This window comes from Pedococcus sp. P5_B7, assembly GCF_054049895.1.
This window is the reverse complement of the sequence record NZ_JBFULM010000006.1, coordinates 386,283-411,482: the sequence shown is the minus strand read 5'-3', so window position 1 is coordinate 411,482 and position 25,200 is coordinate 386,283. Positions and strand designations below refer to the sequence as shown.

The window sequence follows — 25,200 nt, the reverse complement described above, 5'->3', positions numbered from 1 at the left end:
CCTGCGTGAGAGGCTGTGCCCCGTGCTGTCCGAACTGAGGATCCAGGGACTCGGCGTCATCGACGACGCCGTGCTCGACCTGCACCCGGGGCTCAACGTCGTCACCGGTGAGACCGGCGCGGGAAAGACCATGGTCGTCACCGGACTGGGGCTGCTCCTGGGTGCCCGGGCCGACGCCGGCCTGGTGCGGTCCGGTGCGGGGAGCGCAGTCGTCGAGGGCCTCATCGACGTCGCCAGCGACCACCCGGCCGCTCTGCGCGCCGCCGAGGCGGGCGCCGACGTGACCGACGGGTTGGTCCTCGTGCGCTCGGTCAGCGCGGAGGGCCGTTCGCGCGCCCACGTGGGGGGCCGCTCCGCCCCGGTGGGCGTGCTCGCCGAGATCGGTGAGCACCTCGTGGCGGTCCACGGACAGGCCGACCAGTGGCGCCTGCGCCAGAGCGACCAGCACCGCGCCGTGCTCGACCAGTTCGGGGGAGCTCCCCTCCAGAAGGCCCTGCTGGCCTACACCGACGTCTTCGACGCCCACCAGGCCGCGTCCGCCGAGCTCGCCGACCTGCGCGAACAGGCCCGTGACCGGGCCCGCGAGATCGAGGTCCTCCAGCACGGCCTCGAGCAGCTCGAGCAGGTGGACCCCCAGTCGGGGGAGGACGCCGAGCTCCGCGTCGAGGACGAGCGGCTCGGCCACGCCGAGGGACTGCGCGGTGCCGCATCACTGGCCCACGACCACCTCGCCGGAGCGGGCGAGTATGCCGCGGAGCCGGCGCCCAGCGTCGTGGAGCTGATCGCCTCGGCCCGGGCGGCCCTCGCGGGCGAGGTCGACCACGACCCGGCGCTGCGGGAGCTGGACCGCCGGATGGCCGACCTCGGTTACCTGGCGGCCGACCTCGCCGCCGACCTGAGCAGCTACCTGTCCGACATCGAGGTCGACCCGGCCCGCATGGCCTGGGTCCAGCAGCGGCGCGCCGACCTCACCGCCCTGACCCGCAAGTACGGCGAGACCATCGACGACGTGCTGGCCTGGGGCAAGGCCTCGGCGCAACGGCTCGACGCCCTCCTCAACTCCGACAGCCGGATCGAGGCCCTCGAGCCCGAGGTGGCCCGGCTCGACGCCGAGCGCACCGCCACGGCCCAGGCCCTCGGCAAGGCCCGGCGCTCCGCGGCGACACGGCTCGCCACCGCAGTGACCGGTGAGCTCGCCCACCTGGCGATGGGCCAGGCGACCGTCGACGTCGCCGTCACCCCACGCCCGTCAGGGCTCGCGCGGCACGGCGGCGACGACGTCGAGATCCTGCTTGCGGCCAACCCCGGCAGCCCGGCCCGCACCGTCGCCAAGGCCGCCTCGGGCGGTGAGCTGTCCCGGGTCATGCTGGCGCTCGAGGTCGTGACCGGTGCGGCGGGCGGGAGCGACGTCCCCACCTTCGTCTTCGACGAGGTCGATGCCGGGGTCGGGGGAGCCGCAGCGTTGGACGTCGGCGCCCGGCTGGCCGCGCTGGCGCGGCACGCCCAGGTCGTCGTGGTCACGCACCTGCCCCAGGTCGCGGCCTACGCCGACCGCCACCTCGTCGTGCGCAAGGCCAGCGACGGACACATCACCTCCAGCGGGGTGCACGCGCTCGACGGCGAGGAACGGCTGCGCGAGCTCGCCCGCATGATGGCCGGTGTCGACACGGGCACCGCCCTCGACCACGCGCGAGAGCTCGTCGAGGAGACCACCGCTCGTCGCGCCACCGCGGTGCGCAGCTAGCGAACTCCGTCGTCGCAGGGCGTGACCCAGGTCGCGAGGTCCGCGCCCGCGTGGGCCGTGCGGCATACCCGTTGCCCCATGGGAGGATGGTCAGGATGCCTTTGAAGTTCACCCGCCAACGTGCCCGCGACCCCGAGTTCCCGGGGGTGCGCGGTTTGGTGCGCGTGGACGCCCGGACCAAGAACCTCACCAAGCGGCTCAAGCCCGGCGAGATCGCCGTCATCGACCACCAGGACATCGACAAGGTGAGCGCGGAGGCCCTGCTGGCGTGCCGGCCGGCCGCCGTCGTCAACGCCGCTCCCTCCATCTCGGGTCGCTACCCCAACCTCGGCCCCGAGATCCTCGTGGACGCGGGGATCCCGCTGATCGACAACGTCGGCAAGGACGTCATGCACGACCTCGCCGACGGTCAGCTCGTGCGGATCGACGGGGACCAGATCTGGGTCGGCGACGAGGTCGTGGCCAAGGGACAGGCCTTCGACCACGAGCTCGTGCAGTCGGCGATGACCGAGGCGCGGGCAGGGCTGGCGGTCCAGCTCGAGGCCTTCGCCGCCAACACGATGGAGTACCTCCGGCGCGAGCGCGAGCTGCTGCTCGACGGCGTCGGCGTCCCCGACATCACCACCAAGATCGACGGCCGGCACGCCCTCATCGTGGTGCGCGGCTACCACTACAAGGAAGACCTGCGCATGCTGCGCAGCTACATCCGGGAGTACCGGCCGGTGCTCATCGGTGTCGACGGCGGTGCCGATGCCCTCCTCGAGGTCGGCCTCAAGCCCGACCTGGTCGTCGGTGACATGGACTCCGTGTCCGACGCGACCCTGCGCTGTGGTGCCGAGATCGTGGTGCACGCGTACCGCGATGGCAACGCCCCCGGTCTCGAGCGCGTCCAGCGGCTCGGCGTCGAGCCGGTCGTCTTCCCGGCCACCGGCACGAGCGAGGACGTCGCGATGCTGCTGGCCGACGACAAGGGCGCCGAGCTGATCGTCGCCGTCGGCACCCACGCGACGCTCGTCGAGTTCCTCGACAAGGGTCGCAGCGGCATGGCCAGCACCTTCCTCACCCGGCTGCGCGTGGGCGGCAAGCTCATCGACGCCAAGGGCGTCAGCCGGCTCTACCGCTCCCGCATCTCCAACCTCGCCCTGACGCTGATGCTGCTGGGGGGCCTCAGCGCGCTCTTCGCGGCGCTCTGGTCCACCACTGGTGGGCGCGCGTTCCTCCAGGTGCTCGGCGCCCGGTGGGACGACCTCTGGTCCTTCGTCGTAGGAATCGTCACGTGATCGACTTTCGTTACCACCTCGTCTCCATCGTCTCGATCTTCATGGCCCTCGCCGTGGGGATCGTGCTCGGTGCCGGTCCGCTCAAGGAGGACATCGGCAACACGCTCACCTCCGAGGTGAAGAACCTGCGCGCCGACAAGGCCTCCCTGCGCAGCGAGCTCGACGCCGCGGAGAAGGGGACCTCGGCGCGCGACGAGTTCACCTCGGCCAGCAACCGCAGCCTGCTCGCGGAGCGGCTCAAGGACACGACGGTCACCCTCGTCGTCCTCCCCGGGGCCGACCCCAACCTCGTCAAGTCCACGCAGGGCACGCTCGCCTCGGCGGGCGCGGTCGTCGGGTCCACGATCTCGGTGCAGGACAACTGGGTCGACCCCGACAAGGCCGCCTTCCGCGCGACGCTCGGGCAGCAGCTGGCCAGTCAGGTGGGGGTCCCGATCGACCAGTCCGGGAGCGACGTCGTCGACGCCGTCCTCGCGCGGTCCGTGCTCGCCAAGGCCGGATCCACCGCCGCAGGTGCTGCGTCGGCGCTCGAGGCGATGCGCACCGGTGACCTGATCCGCTACACCCCCGACAACGTCAAGGTCGCCTCGATCGCCGTGGTCGTGGCCGGTCCCGTGACCGGTTCGGATGCGACCGCGCGCGAGGCCCGGGCGGCCGGCCTGAGCCACCTCGCCGGAGCGCTCGACGAGGCTGGCGCGGGAGCGATCCTCGTGGCTGCGAGCCTCAGCCCCGGCGCCACGAACACCACGTCCGTCGTCACCACCTCCCGCGACGACAGCGACCAGTCCAAGGTGCTGTCCACGGTGGACGACGCCGAGCTCCCGATGGGGCAGGCCAGCCTCGTGTTCGGGCTGCTCGAGCAGCAGGCGGGCAAGTCCGGGCAGTACGGCCTCGCCTCCGACGCGACCGCGGCCTTCCCCCAGCTGGCGACCAAGTAGCCGCCGTGCGCGCACTCGTGTCCGGTGCCGTTGCCGGGGCGCTCGCCGCCTCTGCGCTCCGCCTCCTTCGCGACCACCCGCCCGGCGGGGCGTCCACCTGGGATCGCACCAACCATGCCGGCCGCACGGTCACCCTCCTCGAGGGCCCTGCGTATGCCGTGGGTGCCGCCGGTGCCGCAGCGCTGCTGGGTGCCGGGCCGGGGCCGGTGCTCGCGGCCGGGTCGTCCGCGGCCTTCGGCGCCCTGGACGACCTCAGGGGCGACTCGAGCAGCAAGGGACTGAAGGGCCACCTGGGCGCGCTCGCCCGCGGTGAGGTCACGACCGGCGCGGTCAAGGTCCTCGGCCTCGGGGTGACCGGCCTCGTCTCGGCGGCCCTCATCGACCGCGGGGTCCGCAGCCGTGGCGCCCTGGACACGCTGGTCGGCGGTGCGGTCATCGCGGGCTCGGCCAACCTGCTCAACCTGCTCGACCTGCGCCCCGGTCGCGCGCTCAAGGCGACCATCGTCCTGGGTGCCCTCACGGCGACCTCGGCACGCAGCGCACCGGCTGCCGGTGCCGCAGTGGGTGCCGCCGCAGGCTTGCTCGGACCCGACCTGGCGGGGGAGGCCATGCTCGGCGACACCGGTGCGAACGGCGCCGGCGCGCTGCTCGGCGCCGCCCTGGTGCAGCGCACCGGCCGTCGTGGTCGCTGGGTCGCGTTGGCCGCCCTGACCGCGCTGACCCTCGCGTCGGAGAAGGTCTCGTTCACCTCGGTGATCGAGTCCACCCCGGGGCTGCGCGAGCTCGACGCCCTGGGTCGTCGATGATGCGGGTCGTCGATGGTGCGGTGCCGTCGATGGTGCGGTGCCGTCGATGACGCGGTGTCGCCGATGACCGCGAGGACGGTCGGCACGTCGGTCGCCAAGGCCGCGGCCCTCATCGCCGTCGTGACGCTGCTGGCCCGGCTCGCCGGCTTCGGGCGCACCATCGTGTTCTCGCGCACCGTCGGCGCGGGCGGGGTGGGTGACACCTACCAGTCCGTCAACATGCTCCCCAACGTCGTCTACGAGGTCGCCGCCGGTGGTGCCCTCGCCGCCGTGGCCGTGCCCCTGATCGCGAGCCAGCTGGGGGCGGGGCGTCGTGACGACGCGGACCGGACCGCCTCGGCCCTGCTCACCTGGGCGGTCGCCGTCCTGGTGCCCCTGTCGGTGCTGCTGGCGCTGTCGGCGCCGTGGCTCAGCGACGCGCTGCTCGGCGACTCGACCGTGCCCGGAGCCGCCGAGCTCGGCACCACCATGCTCCTGGTGTTCGCGCCCCAGGTGGCCCTCTACGGCGTCGGGGTCGTGCTGGCCGGCGTCCTCCAGGCGCACCGCAGGTTCCTCGCTGCGGCGCTGGCCCCCCTGCTCTCGAGCCTCGTCGTCATCGCCGCCTACGTCGGCTACCGGCTCGCCGCCGAGCCGGGGACGACGCCGGCCGACATCTCCACCGACGCGACCTGGGTGCTCGCCGGCGGCACGACCCTCGGTGTCGTGGTGCTGAGCCTGCCCCTGCTCGTGCCTGCGGTGCGGGCCGGGGTCCGGCTGAGGCCGACGTTCAGCTTCCCCGAGGGGGTGGCCCGCCGCGCCGGGTCGCTGGCCGGTGCCGGCGTCATCGCGCTGGTGGCCCAGCAGGCCGCCGTCGCGGCCACCCTGTGGCTCACCCACGCCCCACGCACCGTCGACACCGGTGTCGTCAACGTCTACACCTACGTCCAGGCCGTCTACCTCCTCCCGTATGCCGTACTGGCCGTGCCGATCGCGACGTCCGCCTTCCCTGCGCTGGCGCACACCAGCGCCGCCGAGGAGCTGAAGGAACAGGTCGGGACCTCCGCGCGCGACACACTGGCCGCAGCGCTGCGGGGGATCCTGCTGCTCACGGCGGGCGCCGCGACCGTGCTGATGGCGGTCTCGCGTCCGGTCGGGGTGTTCTTCGAGTCGTTCGACCGGGCCGCCGACTCGGGCGGGGGAGCAGCGCTCGCGGCCCTCCCCGGCGCCCTGTCGGCCTACGCCCCGGGACTGGTGGGGTTCTCCGTCGCGGCGTTGCTGACCAGGGCGCTCTACGTGCGGGGCCGCCCCCTCCACGCCGCCCTGGCCGTGGCCGCCGGCTGGGCCCTCGCGGCCCTCATCCCCATCGCGGTGATCCCGCAGGGCTCGAGAGCTGGCACCACCCTGGGCGTGCTCGGCGTGGGCTCGACCGTCGGGATGACGGCCTCCGCGGCAGTGCTGGCGCTCTTGGTGCGCGCCGCCTGGGGACCGGAAGCCGTGCAGGGTGCCGGGCGCACGCTCGGCGCCGCTGTCGTCTCCGTGGCAGTGGGGCTGGTCGTGGGTGACACCGTGGCGCGCGGAATGTCTCCGCACTCACTCTGGTCGGCCCTCGGCAGTGGGTTCCTGGTCGGGCTGATGACCCTGCTGGCCTACCTCGGCGTGATGATGGTTGCGGACCGCAAGGCCATGAAGGCCCTGCGCGAACGCGGCCGCGCCCGGCGCAGGGGGACCTCCGCGTGAGGGTCGTGATGCTCCTGGGCCGCAGCGCCGGCGGCATCGGCACCCACGTGGCCGATCTCACGGCGGACCTGCGCGCCCTCGGCGACGACGTCACCGTGGTGACCGACGGGTCCACCGCGGAACGGTTCGACCTGGCCGGCGCGCGCCTGTGGTGGCCGAGCAGGGCCGCCGGCGTCCTCGGCTCGCTCAGGGACCTGCGGCGGCTGCGCGGGCTCGTGCGGGGCGCTGACGTCCTGCACGCCCACGGCCACCAAGGCGGTCTCGTCGCGGTCGTGGCCTCGGCGGGCACCCGGACCCCGGTGGTCGTCAGCCACCACAACGCGGTGCTGGGAGGCGGCGCGCGACGCCGTGTCCTCGACCTGGTCCAGCGACTGGTCGTGCGGCGGGCCACCGTCGTCACGGGCGCCAGCAGCGACCTGGTCGTCGAGGCGGAGCGTCTGGGTGCCCGTGACGCTCGCCTCGCCCCGGTTCCTTCCCCGCGGGTGCCGGAGCTCCTCGCGGCCGCGCCGCTGCCCGACGCGGAGCGGCGGGCCCTGGCCGCAGAGCTGTTGCAGGAGAACGGGATCGAGCCGCTGACCGCCGACGCGCCCCTTGTGCTGTCGATCGCGCGGGTGGCCCCCCAGAAGGACCTGGGCACGTTCGTCGACACGATCGCCCGGCTGCCCGTGCCCGTCACGGCAGTGGTCGTCGGGGGCGGCGACGCCGACCTGCGCGAGGCCCTCGTGCAGCGGATCGAGGCGGACCGGCTGCCCGTGCACCTCGTCGGCCCGCAACCCGACCCGGCTCGCTGGCTGCGGGCCGCAGACGTCTTCGTCCTGACCTCGACCTGGGAGGCCCGGGCGCTGGTCGTCCAGGAGGCGATGGCCGCCGGGCTGCCGGTGGTGGCAACCGACGTGGGCGGGCTGCCCGACCTCGTCGAGGGCATCGGGGCGCTGGTGCCGGTCGGTGACGCGGGTCGGGCCGCCGAGTCCGTGGCGCGCTACCTCACCGAGCCGGCCACGCGGCATACCGCCTCCGTGGCGGGCCGTGAGCGGGCCACATCGTGGGACGACGGAACGGCGACGGCGAGTCGCTGGCACGAGTGGTACTCAGGCATGCTCGGAATGACGTAGGCTTGAATCCCGTGGTGGAGCAGACGAAACACATCTTCGTAACCGGGGGCGTTGCCTCCTCACTCGGCAAGGGCCTCACGGCCTCAAGCCTCGGACATCTGCTCCGGGCCCGCGGTCTGCGGGTCACGATGCAGAAGCTGGATCCCTATCTCAATGTGGATCCGGGCACGATGAACCCCTTCCAGCACGGCGAGGTCTTCGTGACCGACGACGGTGCGGAGACCGACCTCGACATCGGTCACTACGAGCGGTTCCTCGACAGCAACCTCGTGGGCAAGGCGAACGTCACGACCGGGCAGATCTACAACCAGGTCATCGCCAAGGAGCGGCGGGGTGAGTACCTCGGCGACACCGTCCAGGTCATCCCGCACATCACCAACGAGATCAAGGAACGGATGCGGGCGCAGGCCGCCGGCAGCCCCGGGGTCAAGCCGAGTGAGGCTCCCGACATCATCATCACCGAGATCGGCGGCACGGTCGGCGACATCGAGTCGCTGCCGTTCCTCGAAGCGGCCCGGCAGGTGCGTCACGACGTCGGCCGCGACAACGTGTTCTTCCTCCACGTCTCGCTGGTGCCCTACCTCGCCCCGAGTGGCGAGCTGAAGACCAAGCCCACCCAGCACTCCGTGGCCGCCCTGCGCCAGGTCGGCATCCAGCCCGACGGCCTCGTGCTGCGGGCCGACCGCGAGATCCCCGACAGCATCAAGCGCAAGATCTCGCTGATGTGCGACGTCGACACCGAGGCCTGCGCCGCAGCGGTCGACGCCCCGAGCATCTACGACATCCCGAAGGTCCTGCACAAGGAGGGCCTCGACGCCTACGTGATCCGCCGGCTCGGGCTCAACTTCCGCGACGTCAACTGGCACGACTGGGACGAGCTGCTGCGCCGGGTGCACAGCCCGGAGCACACCGTCGAGATCGCGCTGGTCGGCAAGTACATCGACCTGCCCGACGCCTACCTCTCGGTCACCGAGGCCATGCGCGCTGGTGGGTTCCACCACGACGCCAAGGTCTCGATCCGGTGGGTCGCCAGCGACGAGTGCCAGACCGAGTCCGGTGCGCAGAAGGCGCTCGGCGGCGTCGACGCCGTGCTGGTGCCCGGTGGCTTCGGCGTGCGTGGCATCGAGGGCAAGCTCGGGGCCCTGAAGTGGGCCCGCGAGCGCCAGGTGCCCACGCTCGGTATCTGCCTCGGCCTGCAGTGCATGGTCATCGAGTACGCCCGGAACGTCGCGGGCATCGACGGCGCGAGCTCGACCGAGTTCGACCCGAACACCCCCGCCCCGGTCATCGCGACCATGGAGGAGCAGAAGGCGTTCGTCGAGGGTGCCGGTGACCTCGGTGGCACGATGCGGCTCGGTTCCTACCCGGCCAAGCTGACCGAGGGCTCGGTCATCGCCGAGGCCTACGGCGCGGTCGCCGTCGACGAGCGCCACCGGCACCGCTACGAGGTCAACAACAGCTATCGCGAAGAGCTCGAGGCCGCCGGCCTGGTCTTCTCCGGGCTGTCCCCGGACAAGAACCTCGTCGAGTTCGTCGAGCTGCCCCGCGAGGTGCACCCCTACTACGTCTCGACGCAGGCGCACCCGGAGTTCAAGTCGCGCCCGCACCGGGCCCACCCGCTCTTCGCCGGTCTCGTCGAGGCCGCGATCAACGCCCAGCGCGCCGCTCGGCTGGTCGAGGTGGAGCGCCCGCGCAGCACGGCGGACGCCACGGCGTGACCGAAGGAGCCGAGGGCTTCGAGGGCTTCGACGGCTCAGGCGGCCCTGAGGGGGAGCTGGCCGACCGCTACGCCGACCTGCCCGTCCTGCACTCCGAGGTGGCGCTGCACGGCATCGTCTGGGACGTCGTGCGTGACCGCGTCGACCTCGGTCAGGCCGGCGAGGTGACCCGTGAGTACGTCCGCCACACCGGCGCGGTGGCCGTGGCAGCGCTCGACGCCCGGGGCCGGATCTGCCTCATCCAGCAGTACCGCCACCCCGTGCGGGCCTACGAGTGGGAGATCCCCGCGGGGCTGCTCGACGTCGACGGGGAGCCGCCGCACGTCGGTGCCGCCCGTGAGCTGCACGAGGAGGCGGACCTGGTCGCCGGCACGTGGCACGTGCTCGCCGACTACGTCAGCTCGCCCGGTGGGCTCGACGAGGTGCTGCGCATCTACCTCGCGCGTGACCTCGCCACGGTGCCGGCGGGGGAGCGCCACGAGCGCGACAGCGAGGAGCTGGGTATGCCGGTGCGCTGGGTCGCGCTCGAGGAGGCCCGCGACGCGTTCCTCGCCGGTCGCCTCCACAACGCCACCCTCGGCATCGCCGTGCTCGCGGCCCTCGCGGCGCGCGACCAGGACTGGGCCACCGTGCGACCGGTGGACGCACCCTGGCCCGGCCACCGCGCGTAGGGTCCCTCCCATGTACCTGGAGAACCTCGTCTTCGATGCTGCCCAGTCGCAGGTGCTCGGGCACTTCTGGGAGCAGGCGCTGGGCACCCAGACCCTGACCGATGAGTCCGACATCGTCGAGACCCGGCTGTCGGTGGACGGTGGGCCGACCCTCGACCTCTGCTTCCAGCAGGTCACCGACCCGTTGCTGCCCGCGCCGCGGCTCCACCTCGACCTGCACGCCGGTCCCGACCAGGCCGGCACCGTGGAGCGGCTGATCGGCCTCGGCGCCACCCACCTCGACATCGGTCAGGGTGACGTGCCCTGGGTGGTGCTGGCCGACCCGGAGGGTCACCCCTTCTGCGTGATGGAGGAGCGCGAGGCCTACCGCGACACCGGCCCGATCGCGGCGGTCCCCATCCTCGGCGACGACCCGGCGCGCGATGCGGCGTTCTGGGCCGAGCTCACCGGCTGGCGCGACTACGCCGGGAGCGCCCCCCAGTCGCTGCGGCACCCCTCCGGCCGCGGACCGGTCCTGGAGTTCCTCCGGGCGGAGCGGGAGAGGCCCAAGATGGGCAAGAACCAGCTGCACCTCGACCTGCGGCTCGAGGCCCGGGACGACTTGGCCGCGCTGATCGACCACGTCGAGGGCCTGGGGGCCGTGCGCCTCGACCACGACTGGGGCGACCTGCCCTGGACCTCGCTCCAGGACCCCTCGGGCAACGAGTTCTGCTTCCTCCCGTCGAGGTCGCAGTGAGCGCCTTCGGGGCCGTCGCCCACGACGCGGCCGCTGCCGACGCCTGCCCGTGCGGCACCGGCCTGACCTACGCACAGTGCTGCCGACCACTGCACGACGGTGTCACGCACGCCGAGTCCGCGGTGCGGCTCATGCGCAGCCGCTACAGCGCCTACGTCGTCCACGACACGGCATACCTGCTGCGCACGTGGCACCCGCGCACCCGGCCGAGCGACCTCGACGCGTCGAGCGGCCCGGCCTGGCAGGGACTGACCGTGCTGGAGACCGCGGACGGACGAGACAGCGACTCGGTCGGTGAGGTGGAGTTCGAGGCGGCGCACGCCGACGGCGTGCTGCACGAGCGGAGCCGGTTCGTGAAGCGAGCAGGACGCTGGGTCTACGTCGATGGCGACGTGGGCTGAGCCGCCACCACCAGGGACCCCCGGACAAACCGATTCGTATGCCGTGTGGGCCGGTCCGTAGGATGGCCGGGTTCACCACCCGACTGAATCGAAGGATCTCTCGTGCTCCGCACCCATGAGGCCGGCACCCTGCGCGCCGACCACGCCGGTCAGACCGTCACGCTCACGGGCTGGGTCGCCCGTCGGCGCGATCACGGCGGAGTGGCCTTCCTGGACGTGCGCGATGCCAGCGGGATCGTCCAGGTCGTGGCTCGGGACGAGGTCCTCACCGGTGCGGCCCACGACCTGCGCAACGAGTACTGCATCCGGGCGACCGGCGAGGTCGTCGCCCGCACCGAGAACAACGTCAACCCCGACCTGCCCACCGGCGAGGTCGAGGTCGTCGCGAGCTCGATCGAGGTGCTCAACGCCTCCGCGCCGCTGCCGTTCCAGATCGACGAGCGCGTCACGGTCGGCGAGGAGGCGCGTCTCAAGCACCGCTACCTCGACCTGCGCCGCCCCGGTGCCTCCTCGGCGGGGTCGGCCATCCGGCTGCGCTCGCGGGTCAACGCTGCGGCCCGCACCGTGCTCGGCGCCCGTGACTTCATCGAGATCGAGACGCCGACGCTGACCAGGTCCACCCCCGAGGGTGCCCGCGACTTCCTCGTGCCCGCGCGCCTCGCGCCCGGTTCCTGGTACGCGCTCCCGCAGAGCCCCCAGCTGTTCAAGCAGCTGCTCATGGTCGCCGGCATGGAGCGCTACTACCAGATCGCGCGCTGCTACCGCGACGAGGACTTCCGCGCCGACCGCCAGCCCGAGTTCACCCAGCTCGACATCGAGATGTCCTTCGTCGAGCAGGCCGACGTGCTCGAGCTCGGCGAGGAGATCGTCAAGGAGGTCTGGAAGCTCATCGGGGTCGAGCTGCAGACGCCGTTCCTCCAGATGACCTATGCCGAGGCGATGCGCCGGTTCGGCTCCGACAAGCCCGACCTGCGGTTCGGCACCGAGCTGGTCGAGTGCACCGACTACTTCGCGGACACGCCGTTCCGGGTGTTCCAGGCCGAGTACGTCGGCGCGGTCGTCATGCCCGGCGGCGCCTCGCAGCCGCGCAAGCAGCTGGACGCCTGGCAGGACTGGGCCAAGAGCCGCGGTGCCAAGGGCCTGGCCTACGTGCTCGTCCAGGAGGACGGCACGCTGGGCGGTCCGGTCGCCAAGAACCTCACTGACGCCGAACGCGACGGCCTGGCCGCCCACGTCGGTGCCCAGCCGGGCGACTGCGTCTTCTTCGGCGCCGGTGCCACCAAGTCGTCGCGCGCCCTGCTGGGTGCCGCCCGGCTCGAGATCGGCCGCCGCTGCGAGCTCATCGACGAAGCCGCCTGGTCGTTCCTCTGGGTGCTCGACGCCCCGCTCTTCGAGCCGTCGTCCGAGGCGGTCGCGGCTGGTGACGTCGCCGTCGGTGCCGGTGCCTGGACCGCGGTGCACCACGCGTTCACCTCGCCCAAGGCCGAGTTCCTCGACACCTTCGACACCGACCCCGGTCCCGCGCTGGCCTACGCCTACGACATGGTCTGCAATGGCAACGAGATCGGTGGCGGGTCGATCCGTATCCACCGCCGCGACGTGCAGGAGCGGGTGTTCAAGGTGATGGGCCTGTCCGAGGAGGAGGCGCAGGAGAAGTTCGGCTTCCTGCTCGACGCCTTCGCCTTCGGCGCGCCGCCGCACGGTGGCATCGCGTTCGGCTGGGACCGCATCGTCTCGCTGCTCGCGGGCACCGAGTCGATCCGCGACGTCATCGCCTTCCCGAAGTCGGGTGGCGGCTACGACCCCCTGACCGCCGCACCGGCCCCGATCACGGCCGAGCAGCGCAAGGAGGCCGGGGTCGACGCCCGGCCCGAGCCAGCCGACGCGAAGGCCGACGCGAAGGCCGACGCCGGGGCCTGAGCCCACCACGCCCGGCACCCTCGGGCGCACCTCAAGTCGGCCGATCGGCCGAAATCTCCGGCGGGGACCAGGGCGTGGGGCGGAACCGCCGCCGCGACGCGCGCCCGAAAGTTAGGCTCCGCGCATGGTCCGGACGCCTGTCCTCATCCCGAGCCCCGACGGTCGCCACGCCGTGCGCAAGGACATCACCCGGGTGGCAGTCGACGAGGTGCCGATCCCGGGCGCCGGCGCTGCGCCCAGGGGGTTGTTCGGTCGCGCGAAGCCCACGCCCGTGGCCGTCGAGCGCCGGTACGGGTTGTGCTACCAGCTGTGGGAGCTCGAACCGGCCCGCCTGCTCGGTCGGGTGGTGGTGGCCTGGCTGTCGGTCGAGGACATGCCCGACGCGATGGGCTACTTCCGCAGCGAGGACCGCCGGGTGGCCCGGGCCCAGCGGCAGGCGTACTGGGACGCGATCGCCTGGACGATGCTCGAGCACGGCGGCGGTCCGGAGGACGACGCGCCGCCACCCACGGCATACCCCGCGTGGTTCCAGGCCGACGAGCGACTGGTCCGCGCCGCCGCCGACGACCTGGACACCTTGGCCGACAGCTGGGCCGACTTCGCCGCGTGGCAGCCCGACGGCCAGGCCTTCTGGGTGCGGACCAACGGCTTCCACAGCTGCGTGGGACTCGACGGAACCGCCTCGCCCCGGTTGTGGCTCGAGCGCAAGGGCCTGATGCCGAACACCTGGGTGCCGTGCGCCGAGTACAGCTACCACCTCGAGGCCCTGCCGGGTCGTCGAGCCCGCGAGACCTTCGGCGACGGCGCGGCGATCCTCGACGGCGCACCCTCCGTCGAGGTCATGCACCCCGCGGTGATCCCGGTCGAGCGCGACGGCTGGGTCCCGAGCGCCGCGCCCACCCCCGCGCTGCCCACCCCCGCGCTGCCCACCCCCGCGCTGGCGACCCCCGCCGCCCTGCTCACCCCCGCCACGCCGGACGGATCCCCCGGCGGGTCGCCCGCAGGACCACCGGCCGGCGAACCGACCAACCGCATCACGATCAGCGTCCCCGCGTGGACCACTGCCGGGGTGACGGAGGCCCTCGACGCCCTGACGGCCGAGATGACACCGGACCTCGCGGGTCGGGCGGAGGACGCCGCGATCGAGCTGCGCTTCGCGGTCGAGGGCCGGCTGATGGACGAGGGCGAGTTCTTCGACCTCGTAGGGCAGGAGCTGCCCGACGCCCTTCCGGCGCTGCGGCGCCTCGTCGAGACGGCAGCGGACGCGATGGCCCGCAGCACCTTCCTCTACTCGGACAGCGCCGCGGGAGTCGGCCTGCTGTCCCGGGCGGTCCGGTGGCTCGGGGTGCTCGACACCAGCACCCTGCCGACCCTGATGGCCTACGGCCGCGTGGTCGATGTGGAGCACGAGTACACCTTCGTCGGCGAGACCGTCCCGGGCATCGTGCGGGTGCACGGCTGGGCCGACGAGGTGATCGACTTCGTCTTCTGGGTGCTGATCCGCAACTTCTTCAACGGCCTCCAGGACTTCGACGAGGTGTGGTCGGGCCTGCACCTGCGCGGCGCCATCACCCAGCGCGACCCGGTCGCGGTCGCCCACCGGGTGGTGCAGCTCAACCACGACGATCTCATGTCCCGCCGCTACGCGGTGCCCGGTCGGCCGGGCGGGCTCGAGCAGCTGGCGGCCGACATCCCGCAGCCGCACGAGCCCTGGGCCGTCGCCTTCTTCGCAGCGGTCCGGGAGGCCCTGACCCGCTAGGGCCGGCGACGGAAGACGCTCAGCCGATGGGTGTCACCTTGCCCAGGACGGTGCCGGTGACCGAGAACGTGAAGCCGTCCCCGTCGGTCCCGCTGAGCCAGTAGCTGCACCACTGGGCTCCGGCGGCGTTCGCCGACCGGCCCTTCGCCGCTCCGGGGTCGGTACCCGAGTCGACGACGACGCCGTTGGGGTCGGTGAGGGTGAAGGTGCTGGGGCCGAACGCCAGCGGCACGAGGGTGCTCGTGCTCCCGAGGTCGTGGGCCGGGGTGAACGCGCCGTTCCCGTTGACCCAGGTCTGGTAGAGCGTGGAGCCGCACTGCACGGTGACGAGCCCGGCCCGGGCAGGGGCCGCGGAGGCCGGCACGACGGCTGCCGCGGCGAGGGGAAGGGTGAGGGCTGCTGCAATGGTCAGGCGGGCAGCGGATCGCATCGGACATCCTTTCGAGCCCCCTGCGAGCAACTGGGTGGGTGAGGACGAGCCTAGGAGCCGGGCGGGTCGGGCAGATCCCGCGTTCTGCCTAGTCCACCACCGGCAGAATGGGTCCGTGGGAGACAAGGCACTACGCGCACCGGGCGATGTCCTCGTGCACCTGCGTCGGGCGCGCGACCACGCCGACCGGTGCTACGCCGAGCAGGTCGACGTCGACTCGCTGGCGGCCGTGGCCGGGCTAAGCAAGTACCACTTCCTGCGGCTGTTCAAGGCGACCTACGGCCTCACCCCGGGGGAGTACCTGTCGCAGCGGCGGATCGAGCGCGCACAGGACCTGCTCCGGGCCACCAACCTCACCGTGACCGAGGTGTGCCACGCGGTCGGGTTCTCGAGCCTCGGGTCGTTCAGCAGCCGGTTCAGGGCGGTCGTCGGTGAGAGCCCGAGTGACTTCCAGCGCCGGTATGCCGCGGGGGCGCCGCACATCCCCGGGTGCTTCGTGTTCATGTGGGGCCTGGCCGAGAAGCAGCCTGCCACGAAGCCCGATCTCGCAATCGAGGAGAAGCACGCCGAGCCGACCTCCTCCTAGGGTCGACCCATGATCACCAACATCTCCATCGTCAGCGTCTTCGTGAAGGACCAGGACGAGGCCCTGGCCTTCTACACCGACGTCCTCGGCTTCGAGCTCAAGGACGACATCACGCTCGGTGACGGCTATCGGTGGTGCACCGTCGTGCACCCCAGGCAGCCCGAGCTGAACGTCAACCTCGCGGTGCCCGGTCCGCCGCTGGCCCCCGAGATGGTCGCGGCCATCCGGCGTGCGCAGGACGAAGGCGGCATGAACGGCCTGGGCCTGAGCGTCGACGACTGCCAGAAGACCTTCGAGGAGCTCAGCGCCAAGGGAGTCGAGTTCATCCAGCCCCCGTCGAAGCGGCCCTACGGGACCGAGGCCCTCTGCCGCGACAACTCCGGCRACTGGCTCGTCCTCGTAGAGCAGAGCGAGTACACCCCGGAGGACTTCGCCTGACCCCTCCGTCGCCTGGCCCTACTTCGCAAGAAACTCGACGATGGCGGCGTTGAACTGCGCGGTGTGGCTCGCGAACACCCCGTGCGGGCCGCCCTCGACCACGACGAGCTCGCTGCCGGCAACGGCCGCATGGGTGCGCCGGCCGGAGACCTCGATCGGGACGATGGCGTCGCTGTCGCCGTGCAGGACCAGGGTCGGCACGGTGACCTTGGCCAGGTCGCCGGTGAAGTCGCTCAGCCAGGAGCGGATGCACTCGGCCGCGGCGTGCACGTCGGCCTGGCCTGCGAGGGCGAGCGCCTCCTGGCGCTGGTCCTCGGTGACCTTGAGCTCGCCGTTCGCGCTGAAGAAGTTCGTCAGGAACCCGTCGAGGAACCCGGCCGGGTCGGCCCTCAGCTGGCCCTGCCACTCGGCCACGGTGTCGAGGTCGACGGCGCCGTCGGGGTGGTCCTCGTCCTTGAGGAGGCACGGCGGGATCGCGGCCGCGAAGACGATGCTGTGGACGCGGCCCTCGCCGTGGGTGCCGACGTAGCGGGCCACCTCGCCACCACCCATGGAGAAGCCCACGAGGCTGGCATCGGTGAGGTCCAGCTCGGTCACCAGGGCGTCGAGGTCGCTGGTGAGGGTGTCGTAGTCGTAGGAGGAGGCCTCGCCGGGCTTGGCCGACTGCCCGAAGCCGCGCCGGTCATAGGCGATGGCCCGGTAGCCCGCGTCGCGAAGAGCCGGCGTCAGGGTGGACCAGGAGGCACCGCTGAGCGGCCATCCGTGGATCAGGACGACAGGGCGGCCAGACCCGCCGGTGTCCTCGTAGTGGATCTCGACGTCACCGTTGGACAGGGTGGGCATGTCAGTCCTCTCGCCGGGAGTCCCGTTCAGCGTTGCTGCGGGGTCAGCACGAATGTAGGCACATCGCCCGCCTCCTCGCAGGTCGGGAGGTCGAGCCCGTGCTCGATCAACCGAAGCGGCGGCTCGACCACTCGTGCACGTCCCCGTAGCCGAGCCCCAGGTAGAGCCGCCGTGCGACGGCGTTGTGCGAGTACATACCGAGCGTGCAGACGCCGTCGTCCTCGACCGCCCGACGGGTGAGGTATGCCGTGATGGCCAGGCCCAGCCCGAGCCCGCGGTGGGCGTGGTCGACGGTGATCCCGGACAGGATCGGGTGACCCGCGAGACTGCGCTCGCGGACGCCGCAGGCGACCAGCCGTCCGCGGTCGTCGCGCACCCCGACCCAGTGCTGACCGGGGTGCTCGAACGGCCGGGCGTCGGTGCCGGGGTTGGCCGCGGCGAGGAGGTCGTCGATCTCCGGCTGGTGACCGCTGCTGAGCGGCACCAGCCGGGACTCGGCTGGGACCTCCGGCGGGGGAGCAGTCGTGCAGAGCCACTCCCACTCGTTGCCTTCCTGCAGCCGCACGTGCCTGGCCACCGCGTCGAGCGAGCCACGCTGCACGGTGACGGACCGCACCTCGGCGTCGAGCAGGTCTCCTTGGAAGATGGCGGCGACCAGGGGGTCGACGTCGGCAGGCGGTCCGAGGACGAGCAGCCCGAGGCGACGGGTGTGGGTGCGGCGGGGGAGCGCCAGGGCGCGGCCGAGGGCGAACCCGTCACCCTCGAGCGGCGCGGGCACGTCGTAGCGCACGAACGCGCTGCCGGAGCTCGCCTCGAGCGCCTCCTCGTGGGTCCGGATCGGGCGCACCGCCTCGGTCACTCGGTGATCCCGAACCGCGCGTGCAGCCCGCGCAGGCGTTGCGGCGCCCACCAGTTCCAGTCGCCGAGGAGCGTCATCGTGGCGGGTACGAGCAGCATGCGCACCAGCGTGGCGTCGAGCGCGACGGCCGTGGCCAGGCCGACGCCGGTCTGCTTGATGATGAGCAGCTGGCCGGCCACGAAGCCGGAGAAGACGATGACCACGAGCAGGGCGGCCGAGGTGATGATGCGACCCGAGCGCTGCAGTCCCACGACCACGGCATCGTCGTTGGAGTAGCCGCGCTCGTGCAGCTCGACGATGCGGGACAGCAGGAACACCTCGTAGTCCATCGAGAGCCCGAACCCGAACGCGAGCACCAGCAACGGGATCGTGGACTCGACGGCCCCCACCGAGTCGAACCCGAGGAATCCCTCCAGGTGGCCCTTCTGGAAGACCAGCACGATGATGCCGAGCGACGCCCCGAGGGAGACGACGTTGAGCAGGAGTGCCTTGATCGGGATCACGACCGACCCCGTCATCAGGAACAGCAGGACCAGGGTGGCGAGGGCGACGAGGGCGAACGCATAGGGCGCGCGCTCCCACATCGAGTCCGTGAAGTCCTTGAGCCCGGAGGCCGGCCCGACGACGTAGGTCCCGAACTCCGGGCGCTGGTCGCGGAGCTGGTCGACCAGGTCGCGCGCGGGCTGGTCGAGGGGACCACCCGGCACGTCGATCCGCACCATGCTCTCGGCGCCCTGCAAGGTCGTGACGTCGAGGACCCGGGCGCCGTCGGGCAGCCGCAGGTCGGCGGCATACCGCTGCGCGTGGTCGAGCGGCGCCTTGGCGACGACGGTCACGTCGGCTCCGCCCAGCACGGGGTAGTCCGTGGCCAACCCGTCGAAGAAGACCCGCTCGGGCGCCGACACGGGCAGCAGCTGCGAGCCGGACGAGGTGAGCCGAAGGTCGAGGGCGGGCGCGGCCAGGGCCAGCAGGGCGGTCGCGACGACGACGATGATCGGGATCGGGAAGCGGTGGACCCACTGCGCGAGCCGCGAGAAGACCCCGTGCTCCGGTGCCTGTTCGGTGCCCCGGCGCAGCAGCCGACGCGCCCCCAGCACGCAGAGCGCGGGCACCAGGGTGAGCCCGACGAGGACGGCGATGACGACGACCGAGACCCCTGCCGCGCCGATGCCCTTCATCAGCGGCGACTGGAAGACCAGCAGGCCACCGAGGGAGATGGCCACCGTGAGGCCGGAGAAGACCACGGTGCGGCCGGCCGAGTCGACGGTGCGAGCCACGGCGTCCACGACCATCGCGCGGGGGATCTGCGCGACGGGCAGGCCGGCGGCGCGGGCCCGCAGCTCCTCGCGGAACCGGCTCACGACGAGCAGCCCGTAGTCGATGCAGAGGCCGAGCCCGAGGACCGTCACCACGTTGACGGCCGTGGTGTCGAGGTCGATGAGGTAGGAGAAGCCCAGCAGCGACGCGAGCGCTCCCGCGATGGAGGCGATCGCGCCGGCGATCGGCATGCCGGCGGCGACGAAACCACCGAACACGACGATCATCACGAGGAAGCTCACGGGCAGGGCAATGCCCTCACCGGTGCGCAGGTCGACCTCGAGCTGTCCCGTGATCGCGTCGACGAGGTCACGGACGCCGCCGGAGGTCACCGTGGCCCCCTCGCCCGCGGTAGCCGTCCGGACGGCTGCGGTGACCTGGTCCTCCAGCGCGTGGAACGCGGACTCGTCGGGCAGGTCGTCGACCGTCACCACGGTGACGTATCCGTCGGCGGTGGGGGAACCGCCCTCGAGCATCGTCGAGGCGGCCGGAGAGGTGAGCCCGCCCGGCACGACGAAGGGCGAGGCCACGCGGGTCACGCCGGGCAGCGCCCCGACCTGCTCGGCCGCTCGCTGCGCGGCCTGCCCGACCGCCGGGCTGGTGACGTCCACCCCGTCGATGCGCACCGTGATGGTCTGGAACCCCGAGGTCCCGGAGTCGGCGACCAGGTCGCGCCCGGTCTCGTTCTCACCGGGCACGGTCGGCTCTCCCGTCGTGAGCCGGTCGAACAGCCGCTCGTTGCCGAAGGCCCCGCCGGCCGCGGCGAAGCCGAGCAGCACGAACAGCACCCAGGTGACCACGACGACTCCCGGGCGCCGCCCCAGCCCGGCGCCCAGGTGGCTGAGCGCGGACCGGGACCGGTCGGGGTGCGACGCGGCGCTCGGCGCGACGTCCCGTGGACGGACGGCGTGGTCAGGGGCGTCGGGCACGGGGGATAGCCTGCCACCCGTGGGAACTAGTGGTATCGGCGATGATCTCTTCGCGACGCAGTCGCGACAAGGTCATGGGGGCGCGGCGTCGGCCGGGCGGAACGGCGACAGCATGCCGACCGGCGCCTCCCTCCCACCCCTGGCCGTGCGGATGCGACCCGCCTCACTGGACGAGGTGCGGGGCCAGTCCGACGTCCTACGGCCCGGCAGCCCCCTGCGCCGGCTGATCGAGGGGTCCGCGGGAGCCGCCGGCCCGTTGTCGGCGATCATCTGGGGTCCGCCCGGCACCGGCAAGACGACGCTGGCCCACCTGGTCGCGACCGCGGCCGACCGCCGGTTCGTCGAGCTCTCCGCGGTCACCGCGGGGGTCAAGGACGTCCGGGCGGTGATGGACCAGGCCGCGCGCGAGCGCGACATGTACGACCGCCAGACCGTGCTCTTCCTCGACGAGATCCACCGCTTCACCAAGGCCCAGCAGGACGCGCTGCTGCCCGGTGTCGAGACCCGCCAGGTGATCCTCGTGGCGGCGACGACCGAGAACCCGTCGTTCTCGATCATCGCGCCGTTGCTCTCGCGGTCGATGCTCATCACGCTCGGACCGCTCTCGGACGAGGAGATCCGCGACGTGCTGGCCGCCGCGGTCACCGACGAGCGCGGGCTCGGTGGCGACTACGCGCTCGCAGCCGACGCCACCGACCACCTCGTCCGCATCGCCGGCGGCGACGCGCGGCGAGCCCTCACCTCCCTGGAGGCAGCCGCTGGGGTGGCGCAGGACGGCATACCGGCGGGCTCCTCGGACGAGGGGCCCGTGGAGATCACGCTCGCGCACACCGAGCAGGCGGTGGCCTTCGCGAGCGTGCGCTACGACAAGACCGGCGACCAGCACTACGACGTGGCCTCGGCGCTCATCAAGTCGATGCGCGGGTCCGACGTCGACGCCGCCCTGCACTACCTGGCCCGGATGCTCGAGGCCGGCGAGGACCCGCGGTTCATCGCCCGGCGCATCGTCATCTCCGCGTCCGAGGACGTCGGCATGGGCGACCCCACGGCCCTGCAGACGGCGGTCGCCGCGATGCACGCGGTCGCCCAGATCGGCATGCCCGAGGCGCGGATCATCCTCGCCCAGGCGGTCGTGCACAACGCGCTGGCCCCCAAGAGCAACGCCGCCTACACCGGCATCAACGAGGCGATCGCCGACGTGCGGGCGGGCAAGGGCGGCCTGGTGCCCCCTCACCTGCGCGGCAGCGGGTATGCCGGCGCCACCCGGCTCGGTCACGGCGACGGCTACGTCTACGCCCACGACCAGGCCGACGGGGTGGCCCAGCAGGACTACCTGCCCGACGACCTGCAGGGAAAGACCGACTACTACCGGCCGACCGACCGCGGGTTCGAGGAGCGCCTCGGGCCACGCTGGGAGTGGCTCAAGGCGCGCATCCGCCGCTCCTGACCTGCGGCGCCACGGGGTAGGGTGCCCGCATGGATTCAGTGAGTTTGGGCGACATCGCGGGCATGATCGCGGCGCTGGCCTTCGCGTTCCTGGTCTTCCGACTGGGCAGCGTCATCGGCAAGGCCGGCAAGATCCTCGACGAGACGAGGGTCAGCCTGCGCAGCACCACGGAGAACGTGCAGCCGACCCTGCTCAAGCTCACCGACACCGTCAGCCTCACCAACGAGCAGCTCGCGCGGGTCGACGGCATCACGACCAACGTGTCGGCGATGACGACCAACGCCAGCGCGCTCACCTCGTTGTTCGCGGCCACCCTCGGCTCGCCCGTCGTGAAGGTCGCGGCGTTCACCTACGGTGTCCGCTCGGCCCTGAGCGCGAGCGGCACCAAGAACGCAGGCGGCCGTCGCCGCCGCAGGGGCTGATCACCGTGGCACGTCTCTTCTGGGTGGCGCTGGGCGCCGCAGCCGGTGTGTATGCCGTGCGCAAGGTCAGCAAGGCCGCCGAGGCCTACACCCCGGCCGGCGTCGCCCACGGCCTGTCCGACTTCGGTGAGGGTCTGCGCGAGCTCGCGGCCGCGGTGCGCGAGGGCATGGCCGAGCGCGAGGGCGAGCTGCGCCTGGCGCTGGGCATCGACGCGGGCACGGCCGACGACCCCGAGGCGAGTGCGGCCCGACTCGACGCCGCGTCGGCGCGCGCCCTCCTCGACGACCCCACGGGCCCGCGAGCTCGGTAGGGGCGCTGGCGCACCCGCGTCGCCGCCCCGGCACACCCCCGTTGTTTGCCCGTACGATTCGTCATGCCGGCCCGCCGGTGGCCCCGCATGCGCCTAAGGACTGAGTACTTCATGGAAACCGCCGAGATCAGGCGCCGCTTCCTCTCGTTCTACGAGAGCAAGGGCCACACGATCGTTCCGTCGTCACCGCTGGTGTACGACGACCCCAACCTCCTGTTCGTCAACGCCGGCATGGTGCCGTTCAAGCCCTACTTCCTCGGCCAGCAGGCTCCCCTGTGGGACCGCGCCACGTCGGTGCAGAAGTGCGTGCGCACCGGTGACATCGAGGAGGTCGGCAAGACCTCCCGCCACGGCACGTTCTTCCAGATGAACGGCAACTTCTCGTTCGGTGACTACTTCAAGGAAGGCGCCATCCGGTTCGCGTGGGAGCTCATCACCACGCCGCAGGGCCAGGGTGGCTACGGCCTCGACGCCGACAAGATCTGGCCCACCGTCTATGAGGACGACGACGAGGCCTACGAGCTGTGGCACAAGACCATCGGGGTGCCCGCGGAGCGGATCACCCGCCGAGGCAAGCTCGACAACTACTGGCACATGGGTGTGCCCGGTCCGGGCGGGCCGTGCAGCGAGCTCTACCTCGACCGCGGCCCCGAGTACGGCCGCGAGGGCGGCCCGGCCGTCGACGAGGACCGCTACCTCGAGTTCTGGAACCTCGTCTTCATGCAGTACGAGCTGTCGGCCGTCCGCGCCAAGGACGACTTCGACATCTCCGGTGAGCTGCCGAAGAAGAACATCGACACCGGCATGGGCCTCGAGCGGATGGCGACCCTCCTGCAGGGCGTCGACAACCTTTACGAGATCGACGAGGTCTACCCCGTCCTCGAGCGGGCCGCCGACCTCACCGGCAAGAAGTACGGCGCCCACTCCGGTCACGCGGCGAGCGAGTCCCACCCGGACGACGTTCGGCTCCGCGTCGTGGCCGACCACGTGCGCTCCAGCCTCATGCTCATCGGTGACGGGGTGACCCCGGGCAACGAAGGCCGTGGCTACGTGCTGCGCCGGATGCTGCGCCGCGCGGTGCGCTCGATGCGCCTCCTCGGGTACGACGAGCCCAGCCTGCCGCTGCTGCTGCCGGTCTCGGTGGAGCGGATGAAGAACTCCTACCCCGAGCTCGAGGCGGGCTTCGACCGCATCTCGCAGATCGCGTATGCCGAGGAGGAGGCGTTCCGTCGCACCCTCGCCTCGGGCACGACCATCCTCGACACCGCGGTCGCACGGACCAAGTCGTCCGGTGGCAGCACGCTCGCCGGTGACGAGGCGTTCGCGCTGCACGACACCTATGGCTTCCCGATCGACCTCACCCTCGAGATGGCGTCCGAGCAGGGGCTGGAGGTCGACCGCGAGGGCTTCACGCGCCTGATGCAGGAGCAGCGTGACCGGGCCAAGGCCGATGCGAAGGCCAAGAAGGGTGGGCACGCCAACACCGAGGTCTGGAGGGACCTGCGCGCGCTGGGTGCGACCGACTGGCGGGCCTACCAGGAGCTGACCTCCGACGCGAAGGTCCTCGGCCTCGTCGTCGACGGTGTCGCCGTCCAGGAGCTCGAGCCGGGTCAGCGGGGTCAGGTCGTCCTCGACCGCACCCCGTTCTACGCCGAGTCCGGTGGCCAGATCGCCGACGAGGGCATCATCACCGCCGACGGGGCGCACCTGAAGGTGGTCGACGTCCAGCGCCCGGTCAAGGGCCTGGTCGCGCACACCGTCGAGGTCGTCACCGGCCCGCTGCGCGTGGGACAGGACGTCTCCGCCGCGGTGGATGCCGACTGGCGCATCTCAGCCTGCCAGGCACACTCCGGCACCCACGTCGTGCACGCCGCGCTCCGCCAGGTGCTCGGCCCGACGGCGCTCCAGTCGGGCTCCTACAACAAGCCCGGCTACCTGCGGCTCGACTTCGCCTGGGGACAAGGCCTGTCGGCCGAGACCCGCAGCGAGATCGAGGAGGTCGCCAACCTCGCGGTGCGCCAGGACCTGCCGGTCTCCGCGCAGTACATGACGCTGCCCGAGGCCCGTGAGTTCGGGGCCCTGGCGCTGTTCGGCGAGAACTACGACGAGCAGGTCCGCGTCATCGAGATCGGTGGCCCCTGGTCGCGCGAGCTCTGCGGTGGCACGCACGTCGGCCACTCCAGCCAGATCGGTGCCCTCACGGTCACGGGCGAGTCGTCCGTGGGCTCGGGCGTCCGTCGCCTCGAGGCCTTCGTCGGCATGGAGGCGCTGCACTACCTCGCGAAGGAGCGGGCGCTCGTCGCCGAGCTCACTGACATCGTCAAGGTGCAGCCGGGCGAGCTCAAGGAGCGGGTGGCCGCGCTGGTGACGCGCGTCCGTGACGCCGAGCGCGAGCTCGAGAAGCTCCGCCGCGAGCAGGTGCAGGCCGCGACCGGCCAGCTCGTCGAGTATGCCCACGACGTCGACGGGGTGCGCGTCCTGACCCACGACGCCGGTGACGGGACGACTGCCGACGACCTGCGCACCATGGTGCTCGACCTGCGCAACCGCCTGGGCGACGCCGCGCCATCCGTCGTCGCGCTGACCGGTACCTCCGGTGGCCGACCGGCGATCGTCGTGGCCACCAACGCTGGTGCCCGCGACCGCGGGATCAAGGCGGGAGCCCTCGTGCGGCTCGCCGCCCAGACGCTCGGGGGTGGCGGAGGCGGCAAGGACGACCTCGCCCAGGGCGGCGGCACCGACGCCACCCGCACCGGTGAGGCCCTCGGCCAGGTCGACCGGGCCGTCCAGGCCGCCAGCCGGGGCGCTGGGTGAACC

General features: G+C 72.2%; 22 protein-coding genes. 18 read left to right on the top strand and 4 right to left on the bottom strand.

Annotation, left to right across the window (positions count from 1 at the left end; genetic code table 11):
* Positions 1 to 22 precede the first annotated feature (22 nt).
* From recN to ACXJKD_RS15695, 12 genes are all read left to right on the top strand, one after another.
* Positions 23 to 1,744 carry a DNA repair protein RecN gene (gene recN / locus ACXJKD_RS15750; RefSeq protein ID WP_457255550.1) on the top strand — a complete coding sequence of 574 codons (1,722 nt, stop codon included), beginning with the start codon at positions 23 to 25 and terminating at the stop codon, positions 1,742 to 1,744.
* 95 nt (positions 1,745 to 1,839) lie between these two features.
* Positions 1,840 to 3,024: a putative cytokinetic ring protein SteA gene (gene steA / locus ACXJKD_RS15745; protein WP_457255549.1), complete on the top strand. Its 1,185-nt coding sequence runs from the start codon at positions 1,840 to 1,842 to the stop codon at positions 3,022 to 3,024.
* A complete protein-coding gene (locus ACXJKD_RS15740; protein ID WP_457255548.1) occupies positions 3,021 to 3,962 on the top strand; it encodes a copper transporter in 942 nt (313 codons plus the stop codon). Before steA ends, ACXJKD_RS15740 begins: the two co-directional genes overlap by 4 nt.
* Positions 3,963 to 3,967: 5 nt before the next feature.
* Positions 3,968 to 4,768, top strand: coding sequence for a hypothetical protein (locus tag ACXJKD_RS15735; RefSeq protein WP_457255547.1), 801 nt, complete (start codon positions 3,968 to 3,970; stop codon positions 4,766 to 4,768).
* A gap of 63 nt (positions 4,769 to 4,831) precedes the next feature.
* Positions 4,832 to 6,484, top strand: coding sequence for a murein biosynthesis integral membrane protein MurJ (gene murJ / locus ACXJKD_RS15730; protein ID WP_457255546.1), 1,653 nt, complete (start codon positions 4,832 to 4,834; stop codon positions 6,482 to 6,484).
* Positions 6,481 to 7,596 carry a glycosyltransferase family 4 protein gene (locus ACXJKD_RS15725; protein WP_457255545.1) on the top strand — a complete coding sequence of 372 codons (1,116 nt, stop codon included), beginning with the start codon at positions 6,481 to 6,483 and terminating at the stop codon, positions 7,594 to 7,596. The genes murJ and ACXJKD_RS15725 overlap by 4 nt, the downstream gene beginning before the upstream one ends.
* Positions 7,597 to 7,607: 11 nt before the next feature.
* Positions 7,608 to 9,314 (top strand): CTP synthase, encoded by a 1,707-nt coding sequence (locus ACXJKD_RS15720; protein WP_457255544.1) that lies wholly within the window; start codon positions 7,608 to 7,610, stop codon positions 9,312 to 9,314.
* Entirely contained in the window at positions 9,311 to 9,985 is a 675-nt protein-coding gene (locus ACXJKD_RS15715; protein WP_457255543.1) for an NUDIX domain-containing protein, read from the top strand. Before ACXJKD_RS15720 ends, ACXJKD_RS15715 begins: the two co-directional genes overlap by 4 nt.
* Positions 9,986 to 9,995: 10 nt before the next feature.
* The gene (locus tag ACXJKD_RS15710; RefSeq protein WP_457255542.1) at positions 9,996 to 10,721 is read left to right on the top strand and encodes a VOC family protein; all 726 of its coding nucleotides are present in this window, start codon (positions 9,996 to 9,998) and stop codon (positions 10,719 to 10,721) included.
* Positions 10,718 to 11,122: a YchJ family protein gene (locus tag ACXJKD_RS15705; protein ID WP_457255541.1), complete on the top strand. Its 405-nt coding sequence runs from the start codon at positions 10,718 to 10,720 to the stop codon at positions 11,120 to 11,122. Before ACXJKD_RS15710 ends, ACXJKD_RS15705 begins: the two co-directional genes overlap by 4 nt.
* Positions 11,123 to 11,224: 102 nt before the next feature.
* Positions 11,225 to 13,042 carry an aspartate--tRNA ligase gene (aspS, locus tag ACXJKD_RS15700; RefSeq protein WP_457255540.1) on the top strand — a complete coding sequence of 606 codons (1,818 nt, stop codon included), beginning with the start codon at positions 11,225 to 11,227 and terminating at the stop codon, positions 13,040 to 13,042.
* Between the two features lie 124 nt (positions 13,043 to 13,166).
* The gene (locus ACXJKD_RS15695; RefSeq protein ID WP_457255539.1) at positions 13,167 to 14,801 is read left to right on the top strand and encodes a hypothetical protein; all 1,635 of its coding nucleotides are present in this window, start codon (positions 13,167 to 13,169) and stop codon (positions 14,799 to 14,801) included.
* Between the two features lie 19 nt (positions 14,802 to 14,820).
* Here the strand turns inward: ACXJKD_RS15695 and ACXJKD_RS15690 are convergent, their stop codons facing one another.
* Entirely contained in the window at positions 14,821 to 15,231 is a 411-nt protein-coding gene (locus ACXJKD_RS15690) for a hypothetical protein (protein ID WP_457255538.1), read from the bottom strand.
* A 115-nt stretch (positions 15,232 to 15,346) separates the two neighbouring features.
* Here ACXJKD_RS15690 and ACXJKD_RS15685 point away from each other — a divergent pair, with 115 nt between their 5' ends.
* Together ACXJKD_RS15685 and ACXJKD_RS15680 are read left to right on the top strand one after the other, a co-directional pair.
* The gene (locus ACXJKD_RS15685) at positions 15,347 to 15,817 is read left to right on the top strand and encodes a helix-turn-helix domain-containing protein (RefSeq protein WP_457255537.1); all 471 of its coding nucleotides are present in this window, start codon (positions 15,347 to 15,349) and stop codon (positions 15,815 to 15,817) included.
* 9 nt (positions 15,818 to 15,826) lie between these two features.
* Entirely contained in the window at positions 15,827 to 16,255 is a 429-nt protein-coding gene (locus ACXJKD_RS15680; protein WP_457255536.1) for a VOC family protein, read from the top strand.
* 18 nt (positions 16,256 to 16,273) lie between these two features.
* Here ACXJKD_RS15680 and ACXJKD_RS15675 read toward each other — a convergent pair whose 3' ends face one another.
* The 3 genes from ACXJKD_RS15675 to ACXJKD_RS15665 form a co-directional block, all read right to left on the bottom strand.
* Complete coding sequence (locus tag ACXJKD_RS15675) at positions 16,274 to 17,098, bottom strand: alpha/beta fold hydrolase (RefSeq protein ID WP_457255535.1); 825 nt, start codon at positions 17,096 to 17,098, stop codon at positions 16,274 to 16,276.
* A 106-nt stretch (positions 17,099 to 17,204) separates the two neighbouring features.
* Entirely contained in the window at positions 17,205 to 17,957 is a 753-nt protein-coding gene (locus tag ACXJKD_RS15670; RefSeq protein WP_457255534.1) for a GNAT family N-acetyltransferase, read from the bottom strand.
* A complete protein-coding gene (locus ACXJKD_RS15665; RefSeq protein ID WP_457255533.1) occupies positions 17,954 to 20,203 on the bottom strand; it encodes an MMPL family transporter in 2,250 nt (749 codons plus the stop codon). Before ACXJKD_RS15665 ends, ACXJKD_RS15670 begins: the two co-directional genes overlap by 4 nt.
* Positions 20,204 to 20,315: 112 nt before the next feature.
* Here ACXJKD_RS15665 and ACXJKD_RS15660 point away from each other — a divergent pair, with 112 nt between their 5' ends.
* The 4 genes from ACXJKD_RS15660 (at position 20,316) to alaS (ending at position 25,197) form a co-directional block, all read left to right on the top strand.
* Positions 20,316 to 21,650: a replication-associated recombination protein A gene (locus tag ACXJKD_RS15660; protein WP_457255609.1), complete on the top strand. Its 1,335-nt coding sequence runs from the start codon at positions 20,316 to 20,318 to the stop codon at positions 21,648 to 21,650.
* A 38-nt stretch (positions 21,651 to 21,688) separates the two neighbouring features.
* Positions 21,689 to 22,072 carry a DUF948 domain-containing protein gene (locus ACXJKD_RS15655; RefSeq protein ID WP_056923355.1) on the top strand — a complete coding sequence of 128 codons (384 nt, stop codon included), beginning with the start codon at positions 21,689 to 21,691 and terminating at the stop codon, positions 22,070 to 22,072.
* Between the two features lie 5 nt (positions 22,073 to 22,077).
* Entirely contained in the window at positions 22,078 to 22,383 is a 306-nt protein-coding gene (locus ACXJKD_RS15650; protein WP_157692923.1) for a DUF6167 family protein, read from the top strand.
* 111 nt (positions 22,384 to 22,494) lie between these two features.
* Positions 22,495 to 25,197 carry an alanine--tRNA ligase gene (alaS, locus tag ACXJKD_RS15645; RefSeq protein ID WP_457255532.1) on the top strand — a complete coding sequence of 901 codons (2,703 nt, stop codon included), beginning with the start codon at positions 22,495 to 22,497 and terminating at the stop codon, positions 25,195 to 25,197.
* Positions 25,198 to 25,200 lie beyond the last annotated feature (3 nt).